Origin of the sequence: Roseococcus sp. SDR, from assembly GCF_019083995.1 — a bacterium.
GTDB lineage: Bacteria > Pseudomonadota > Alphaproteobacteria > Acetobacterales > Acetobacteraceae > Roseococcus.
On the sequence record NZ_JAHRCU010000027.1, the window covers coordinates 44,425 to 52,800 of the forward strand.

6 protein-coding genes are annotated in these 8,376 nt (G+C 66.5%); 1 reads left to right on the forward strand and 5 read right to left on the reverse strand.

What is annotated here, in order from left to right:
* Positions 1 to 4 precede the first annotated feature (4 nt).
* The 4 genes from KTR66_RS22075 to KTR66_RS22090 all read right to left on the reverse strand — a co-directional run bounded on the left by KTR66_RS22075 (position 5) and on the right by KTR66_RS22090 (position 5,437).
* The gene (locus KTR66_RS22075; protein ID WP_213616532.1) at positions 5 to 1,144 is read right to left on the reverse strand and encodes a restriction endonuclease subunit S; all 1,140 of its coding nucleotides are present in this window, start codon (positions 1,142 to 1,144) and stop codon (positions 5 to 7) included.
* The gene (locus KTR66_RS22080) at positions 1,141 to 2,721 is read right to left on the reverse strand and encodes a class I SAM-dependent DNA methyltransferase (RefSeq protein ID WP_213616534.1); all 1,581 of its coding nucleotides are present in this window, start codon (positions 2,719 to 2,721) and stop codon (positions 1,141 to 1,143) included. Before KTR66_RS22080 ends, KTR66_RS22075 begins: the two co-directional genes overlap by 4 nt.
* Positions 2,711 to 5,074: an EcoAI/FtnUII family type I restriction enzme subunit R gene (gene hsdR, locus KTR66_RS22085; protein WP_213616536.1), complete on the reverse strand. Its 2,364-nt coding sequence runs from the start codon at positions 5,072 to 5,074 to the stop codon at positions 2,711 to 2,713. Before hsdR ends, KTR66_RS22080 begins: the two co-directional genes overlap by 11 nt.
* Positions 5,075 to 5,248: 174 nt before the next feature.
* On the reverse strand, positions 5,249 to 5,437 hold the full coding sequence (locus KTR66_RS22090) for a hypothetical protein (RefSeq protein WP_213616538.1): 189 nt from the start codon (positions 5,435 to 5,437) through the stop codon (positions 5,249 to 5,251).
* A gap of 189 nt (positions 5,438 to 5,626) precedes the next feature.
* Between KTR66_RS22090 and KTR66_RS22095 the strand changes: the two genes are divergently transcribed.
* Positions 5,627 to 5,860 carry a hypothetical protein gene (locus KTR66_RS22095; RefSeq protein ID WP_213616540.1) on the forward strand — a complete coding sequence of 78 codons (234 nt, stop codon included), beginning with the start codon at positions 5,627 to 5,629 and terminating at the stop codon, positions 5,858 to 5,860.
* Between the two features lie 2,142 nt (positions 5,861 to 8,002).
* On the opposite strand, the gene KTR66_RS22100 is transcribed toward KTR66_RS22095, so the two are convergent.
* Complete coding sequence (locus KTR66_RS22100; RefSeq protein WP_213616542.1) at positions 8,003 to 8,278, reverse strand: helix-turn-helix transcriptional regulator; 276 nt, start codon at positions 8,276 to 8,278, stop codon at positions 8,003 to 8,005.
* Positions 8,279 to 8,376 lie beyond the last annotated feature (98 nt).

Below are 8,376 nucleotides of genomic sequence, written 5' to 3' on the forward strand. Positions count from 1 at the left end.
TGCCTCAGGCGCTGCCGAAGGCTTCGGCCAGGAGTGCTGGCAGGAGGCGATCGAGATCACCCGCGTCATGTGCACGCCCGATGTGGAGGATTCGACTGAAGCTGGCTTCCAGGCGTGCCTGGGTTTCAACGTCCGGTAGCGGCACGTGCAGGTCGAGAAGCATCTCCGGGCGCAGCCGTTCACGGCGCGCGCCCTGGCCGCGCGTGAGTTGCGCGAGCTGTTGATGAAACCACGGCGTTGCGCAAAGATGCGAGAAGTAGACCGGGCGCAGCCGCCCGGGCACACATCGGAAAGTGCGATACTCGGGGGAGGCGTACATCCCTGCGAAGGCGGCGTCGCAGACAGCCACAGCGCCCTCCCAGCCCTTCACCTGGCTCATGACAAAGTGCCCGTCATGAAGGCGATTGAAGTGACGGTAGGTCGTATCTCCAGCTCCGACCGGCGGCTTCGTAAACAAGCCGCCCCCAAAACCCCGAATACCGACCTGCGGATAGCCCCGACCAGACGCAATCGGGACGCGATCCTCTTCCAACACCAGCGCGTCGCCCAGCCGGATCAACTCACCGCCGAACTGGCTATTAGCCGAAGTCACCAGTTCGCAAAGGTCGGAGCGAATTTCATCTCGCAACGAAATGATATCGGCGACGCGCTCCTCAACCGCATTCAGCCGCTCCACGATCCTGTGTTGCACTTCGAGCGGGGGCAAAGCGAGCGTGTACGCGAGCAGCTTATCAGGGTGCACTCGCTTCCGACGATCACCCATGCCCTTGCTGCCCGCAGCCAGGTCGGTCCACGTTTTCGGCAGTGCGAACATCCAACGGAGATAGTTTGGCAGGACCCGGTCGCGCTGAACGTCGAAGCAAGGAAACTCATTCGACACGAAGGCACCATCGAACTCGTCTGGCACCACCGCATATGCGCCCTCGAACGCAAACAAACGGCTGTAGATGAACTGCCCGGCTCGAACACGATATAGAGTTGAGGAACTCGTCAGATTGCCGTCAATCGGAGGCTTCTCGAAGCAGCCACGGGCAAAGCTATACAGCCCGAGGTTCGGATAGCTCCGTGCCGCCACGACGCGATGTGGCTCTCCAGCAGGGCTCAAAACCTCCCTCAACGGCACCATCGGCCAACGCATCGTCACGCCACCGGCTCAGCGACCAGGGCCTTGATCTCCTCTAGCAGCGCCAGCACCTGGCGTTCCTTCTCGATGACGCTGGCGACGATCTCCGCGGGCGCGCGATGGTCCACCGCCTCCTTCGCGGCCGGGTTCTTCAGGTCCAGGTTCACCGCCACCACGCGGCCCGCCTCATCGCGCCGGATCAGCTCCGGCCCGCTGACCTTCCAGGCCTGCGGGCCTTCCTCGCGCTGGCCCCACCAGGCCATGCAGTCCGAAAATTCCTCGAACTGGATCGGCCGCGTCTTGGAGTATTTCCGCCGCCCCTCGGGCATGGGCTGCTCGTAGAACCAAACATCCCGCGTCGGCCCCGCCGTGTCGAAGAAGATCACATTGGTGGGGATATCGGTGTAGGGCGCGAAGACGCCTTCGGGCAGGCGCAGGATGGTGTGCAGGTTGAACCGCTCCAGCATGTCCGCCTTGATGCGCGCGCAGACGCCATCGCCGAAGAGCGTGCCATTGGGCACCACCACCGCCGCCCGCGCCGGACGCCCGGCCGGGGTCTGCGCCCGCTTCAGCCGCCGCATGATGAGCTGGAGGAAGAGCAGCGCCGTTTCCGCCGTCTGCCGGTCTTCCGGGAAGTTGCCTTGGATGCCGCGCTCCTCCTCGCCGCCGAAGGGCGGGTTGGTGAGGATCACGTCCACCCGCTCCCGCTCGCCGATCTCGGTCAGGCGGTGGCGGAGCGCATTGCCCGGCTCAATGCGCGGCGCGTCCAGCCCATGCAGCAGCAGGTTCATCTGGCAGAGCAGATAGGGCAGCGATTTCGGCTCGCAGCCCAGGACGGAGGCAGATTGCAGCACGCGGCGATCGGCCACCGTCTTCACCTGGCCAGCGAGGTGGGAGAAGGCCTCCACGAGGAAGCCGCCCGTGCCCGCGGCGGGGTCCAGAACCGTCTCGCCGAGGCGAGGGTCGGTCACTTCCACCATCAGCCGCACCACGGCGCGGGGCGTATAGAACTCCCCGGAATCGCCCGCCGCATCGCGCATCTCGCGCAACATGGATTCATAGAGGGCGCCGAGGGTGTGCAGCTCCTCCGAGGAGGTGAAGTGCAGGCCGTTCACCTTGTCGATCACGTCGCGCAGCAGGTAGCCGCTGCGCATGCGGTTATCCACGCCCCGGAAGACGGTGGCGATCACGTCCCGCCGGTCATCGCCCTCGGCGCCGCTCAGAGCCCGGAGATAGGCGAAGAGGCCGGGGCCCTCCGTCTCGTCGGGGCGGGTGACCTTGTCATTGTTGATGAAGGCCAGCAGCTCGTCGCCCGTGATGCCCTGCGGCTTCGCCGCCCAGTCGCGCCAGCGATAGGGGGCCTCGATGGCGGGGCGGAAGCGCGCGCCCGCCAAGGCGGCCTCCTGCTCGCGCTGCTGCTCGAGGTCATCGAGGAATTTGAGGAACATGATCCAGGTGAGGAGCGGCAGGCGGTCGAGGTCGCCATTCAGCCCCTTGTCCTTGCGCATGATGTCGCGCGCGGATTTCAGCAGGGCGCCCAGGGCCTGCGCCGTGGTCAGAGCGGGCTTGGCGGCGGTGGAGCGGGGCTTACGCGACATAGAGCTGTTCCTGAAGTTCCGCGACGGCGGCGCGCAGCTGATCCGCCCCGCCGAAGAGGCGGATGATATCGGCCACCTGCCCATGGTTCGAGATGGGCGGGACCTTCAGCACATCCGGCAGGACGAATTCCGCCTCGCCATGGGCGGCGTATTTCTCCAGCAGCTCCTCCAGGATGGCGCGGCCCTCGGGGCCGAACCTCGTGAAGATGTCGGGCTGGCGGGTGCGGAGCTGCTGCGCCCGTTCGCGCCGCGTGCGGAGCGGGGCGTTGAAGGCCAGGTGGCAAAGCAGGTCGAAGGGGTCGGCCTCGGGTTGCTGGGCTGCCTCGGCCAGCTGCTCGAAGCTGATGCCGCGTTCGGCCAGGCGCTGGACGATGGCGGAACGCTGCGCGGCGTCCATCCAGGCGGCGCGCAGCGCCCGGGAGGTCGGGTAGAGGGAGCGCACGCTCTCGGCGGCGTATTCGGTGTAGCGGACCACGCGAAGCTGGGCGCCGGACGGGTCGAGCTCATAGACGAGGTGCGCGGCGACCGCGACCTGCCCGCCATCGAAGTAGAATTTCCGGCGCTCCTCGCCGGGTGGTTCGAGGATCTCGCCCTCGCCCGGTTCGGGCTCCTCCTCCGCGCCTTCCACGAGGATTTCGGTCTCGGTGACGGTATCTCCCGCCTCGTTCAGTTCCTCCTCGGTGAGGCGGGCGGGTTCGCCATCGAAGGCCGGGTCGGCGAAGAGGCGCGTGGCGGAGCCGGTGTAGTCGATGATGTTGAACCAGAGCTTGCCGTAGTCGTCCCGCACGCGCGTGCCACGCCCGATGATCTGCTTGAACTCGCTCATGGAGCCCACGATCCGCGCCAGGACCACATTCTTGCAGGTGGGCGCGTCTACGCCCGTCGTCAGCAGCTGGGAGGTGGTGAGGATGGTGGGCGTGCGCGTCTCGACGTCCTGGAAGCGGCTGAGATGGCCACGGCCGATATCGCCCTCATCGGCGGTGACGCGGCAGATGTAGTCCGGGTGCTGGGCCACCATGTCCCGGTTCAGGACGGCCAGCGCCTGGCGCATCTCGGACGCATGCTCCTGGTCCACACAGAAGATGATGGTCTTGGCGTAGCGATCCGTCTTGCGGAGGAAGCCATCCAGATGCTTCGCGATGGCCTGGGTGCGGGCGCGCAGGGCGATGACGCGTTCGAAGTCCTGGGTGCGATACTCACCATCCGGGATTTCGCGCCCGTAGCGATCGAGGTCGCCCTGGCTGGGGCGCCAGCCGGCCGCGTCCCACTCGGTGACGACCCGATGGACGCGATAGGGCGCGAGGAAGCCATCATCGATGCCCTGGCGCAGGCTGTACTGGTAGATCGGGTTGCCGAAGTAGCGGTAGCTGTCGCGATTGTCCTCGCGCAGCGGGGTGGCGGTCATGCCGAGCTGGATGGCGGGCGAGAAGTGCTCCAGGATGGTCCGCCAGGAGCTGTCATCGCGGGCGCTGCCGCGGTGGCATTCGTCCACGATGATCAGGTCGAAGAAGTCGGGCGGGTAGGCACGGAACAGCCCTTCGCGGGAGCTGTCCTCGGCCAGCGCCTGATAGATCGCGAAGTAGATTTCGCGGCCCATGACGACCTCGCCGGATTCGATCTTGCAGCGGGCATCACCGAAGGCGGCGAAGATGCCGTCCTTTGGCTGGTCAACCAGGACGTTGCGGTCGGCCAGGTAGAGGATTTTTGGTCGGCGATGCGCGCCATCGCGGTTCCAGCGGCTGTTCCAGAGCTTCCAGCAGACCTGGAAGGCGACCGTTGTCTTGCCTGTGCCGGTGGCCAGGGTGACCAGCATCCGGCGCTGGCCCTGGAGGATGGCCTCCACGATCCGGTTGATGGCGCTTTGCTGATAGTAGCGCTCGTCCTTGTTGACGCCATGGTTGAAGGGGGCCAGCAGGCGATCGGCCGCAGCATCATCGGCGAGCCCAGCGCCTGCCCGATAGCGGGACCAGAGCTCCGCTGGGGTCGGGTAGGAGGTGCGGGGTGTCTCGGCGCCGGTGAAGTAGTCGATCTCGATGATCTCGGGGCCGTTCGTCGCGTAGGCGAACTTGAGGCCGAGCATCTCGGCATATTGCCGCGCCTGCTGCACCGCGTCAGCGGCGCTCTTGTATCGCGCCTTGGCCTCCACCACGGCGAGGGGGAAGTCGCGGCGATAGCGCAGCAGGAAATCCACGCGCTTGGGCGGCTTGCGGAGGAAGCCGCGACCGACCGGGACGATGCGGCCATGGGTGATGCCGCGCTGTTCGGCGATGGAATGGGGATCGGTATCCCAACCCGCGAGTTGCAAGGCGGGCACGACATAACGGCGGCAAGTGTCAGCCTCCGTTTCTGTCACGCGGTTGCCTCCGGCTTCATGCGTGCCAAGCTAGATCAAGGTTTACATGAACGATAGCGCTATCTCCTGGTCATGCCAGCCCAGCACGACAGATGCGGCCGAAGGTGTGTGTGCGGGCGGCGCTCCGGCGTTTGGATGACGGCGACCATGGCACAAGGCCTTCAGTTGGCTGCTTCATTTCTGGTCACTCGGTTTTGTTGAGCGCGGCTTGAAGGACTTTGCATCCGGTATGGGAGTCAGGTGCGTGCTGCGTTCGTCGAGCTTCACGCGGCCGGGCCCCTCGCCACGCTCTGTCATCAGCAGGGCCACGTCAAAGAGTGCCATCCTGAGGTGGTCTTCACGATCATGCGTGCGGTAGGCCAAGTAATAGCATCCCTTTGCGTGGAGAACGACGGACGCACTGGGGAACCGCGCCACGCGGTACTCGGTTGGAACGCCATCGCAGGTGACGACCCCCGCAGCTGTCAGCGCCCACTCCTTGCCGTCGTACAGGATGCTCCGCTTGGTCCGGCCTTCTTGTAGTAGGCGAGAAAGCGCTCGCGAAGACAGCTCATGATCGAGCCGCAGGCATCGTGCAGTCTGCGCTTTGATCTCGGCTGCCTTTTCGGGCCAATGGCGTCGCAACGCGGCATAGGCGTCTCTATGCACGGCACGGAAGATAAACGTAATCAGCCCGTGGCGGCCTGCCAGCTCAAGACCCATAAGAGCTTCCTCCAGGCAGAGGATGAGGCTTTTGATCTCGTTCTTCTCTCGCTGGCGGAGCGCGGCAGCCCGTTTGGCCGCTGACATCGGACCCGCGGCTGGGTTATTGGGCGGTCGCCCCCTGGGACGCCGGACGGGGGGCGGCGTCTCATCTATGATCGCCGGGAGATGACCGGTCGCGCCTGACGCGGATGAGATCGAACCGCCTGCAGGCTGTCTCGGCAAGCTGCGCTGGGAGGGAGCCGCGGCCTTATGCTTGGACGGCTTGGTCGAGGGGAGTCGAGACATGGATCTGCCATTTTTGTGACGTCACAATATAGCTCGTGCACTTGGTCTTCGCGACCCAGACCTTCGCCTGATGGGCGTAGCCTCGCATTTATGTGACGCAACGAAAATATCTCGTGAGCCCGTCCCGGGCATAGACGTCCGATGCCCGGAGACCTTCGAGGCGATGAGACTGTGGCCATGGAACAGCAGGTTCGAGCGTCCGCCGCCCTCCAAGACCTCACCGGCGCCCTCGCAGCCAAGCACGGCGGCCCGTGTGGGCACGGCGAATTCCTGGTGCTTTACGGTGCGCACACGGTGCAGGTTGCTGCCGAGGGGCGTTACCTGGCTCGGGTTGGGCGATTCACCGCTTCCGAGATTGCGATTCACGGCGGTGCCGATGGCGATTCACGACCCTGGTGGAGCGATTCCCGATGCCCGCTACGCGTTACCCTCCCATGCGTAACGCCATCCGGCTGCACGGTCGGGGCGCCCTTTCACGGGTCGTGAGGGATCGCTCCAGAGCCCGCAACCCTCTGTGATTCCTGTCTCTTGCAAGCCTGTGGCGTATCTTTTTCGTAGTCCGAACAATAGGCGGCCTGCTTTGGGCCGCCGGGTTGGGGCGACGGAGGTGGCCATGGGCGACGCGGATAAATCGGCGGTAGGGATCGAGGGGGGTGGTGGGACACCTTGGGCGGGAGGGGGGTACCCCTCGGCCTGGCGGAGCCTGTTGGCTCGCTTCGAGGAACTGGCGTCGCCCATCGAGGCGCGGCCCATCGGCCGGGTGACGGAGGCTCGGTACCAGCAGGTCAGGCTCCGGGCCGAGAAGGTAGGATGGCAGTCCGTGCTGGCAGGCGCCCGCTCCCGCCCCGCGCATGATGTCGCCCGGGCCGCGCTGGCTCGGACCGCCGTGGCGCTGGGGCGCGACGTCCAGCGGCAGGTGGGTGATCCGTGGTCGGAGCCGGTGGCCCAGCCCTGGGTGGACGGCCTGGCCTGGGTGGTCGCCGCGCTGGAGCGTTGTCGCCCGGTCAGCCATGGGGGCGTCGGCTGGATTTCGCCGGAGGGAGGCCCACGCCGGACGGGCAAGCGGCGCGGGTTGGCGTCCCTGCCTGCTGACTGGCGGAGCCGCATGCTGGCCCACACTCCGGAGCGTGGCCCCTATGGCCTGGCCGTGGCCTGCCTGTGGCTGCTCGGCGTGCGCCCGGGCGAGCTGGTGCAGGGTGTCCGTGTCCAGTTGGCGCCCGACGGCACGGTGCTGGCTGAGGTCGAGGGCGGCAAGCAGCGCAGGGTAACTGGAGAGGCCCCCCGCGGACAACCTCGGCGCCGCCTCGCAGTGCGGCCCGGGCCAGGATCGGCGGAGGCGGTGGCCCGTCTGCAGCGGGCACTGGCCCGTGAGGGAACAGACATCCTCGTCGTGAGGGTGGGGGACGCCCGCCGTCTGTCAGACGCTCTCCGGGCTACCAGCCGCCGGGTCTTTCCAGGGCTGACCTACGTCATCACACCCTACAGCTTCCGCCACGCCTGGGCCGCCGATGCCAAGGCCGGAGCAGCCGCCTCGGCCCGGGCAGGAGGCCGCTCTGGATCCGGCAAGGCTGGGGAGGCGGCAGGTGAGGCTGGCGGGACCAGCCGGGCGACATCCGGTGCGGCAGGATCGGCCCGTTTCGGCGTCCGGGGTACCTACAACGCTGATGACGTCTCCCGGGCGCTTGGCCATGCGGCAGCCCGCACCCGGTCGGGCTACGGCACCAGGAGTCAGTCGCGCGGCAGCGGGGCCATCACTCTCGTGGGTGTAGCAGCGACCGAGCCCCTGCGTGGCGCGGGTCGCCAACCTTTCGAGACGCGACGCGCTGCTGCTGCGGTGACATCGACATCCCCCACAGGGTCATCACCCGTCGACCTGGGCGACCATGTCGCGATCGTCGCGGCCGCGATGGCGGCTCAGGTGACGGATGTCGCCCCTGGCTACGACCTCTCGCCCCCGCCGACGCCATCATCATCGAAAGGTCGTCGTTGAGGCGCGTCCGACCGCAGGAGCACGCCGCCCTGGCCCTCGGTGAGGATCGTCACGCCCGCCATGTCCAGGTGGTGCACCAGCAGGTGGATGTTGCCTCTCTGGAGCTGGGATTTGCCTCGCTCGTAATCGGCAATGGTGACGCGCCCGACGCCTGATGCATAGGCCAATTCCTGCTGGCTCCAGCCGAGGATGGCGCGGGCGGCGCGGAGGGTTGCGGGCGTCAAGAATTTCTCTGAGTACACGGCCGTACTTTCTGTTGACTCATCGCATAATCGTACTACATGTAGGGAATTCCGGAAATCCACAGGCAACCCCGCCCGTG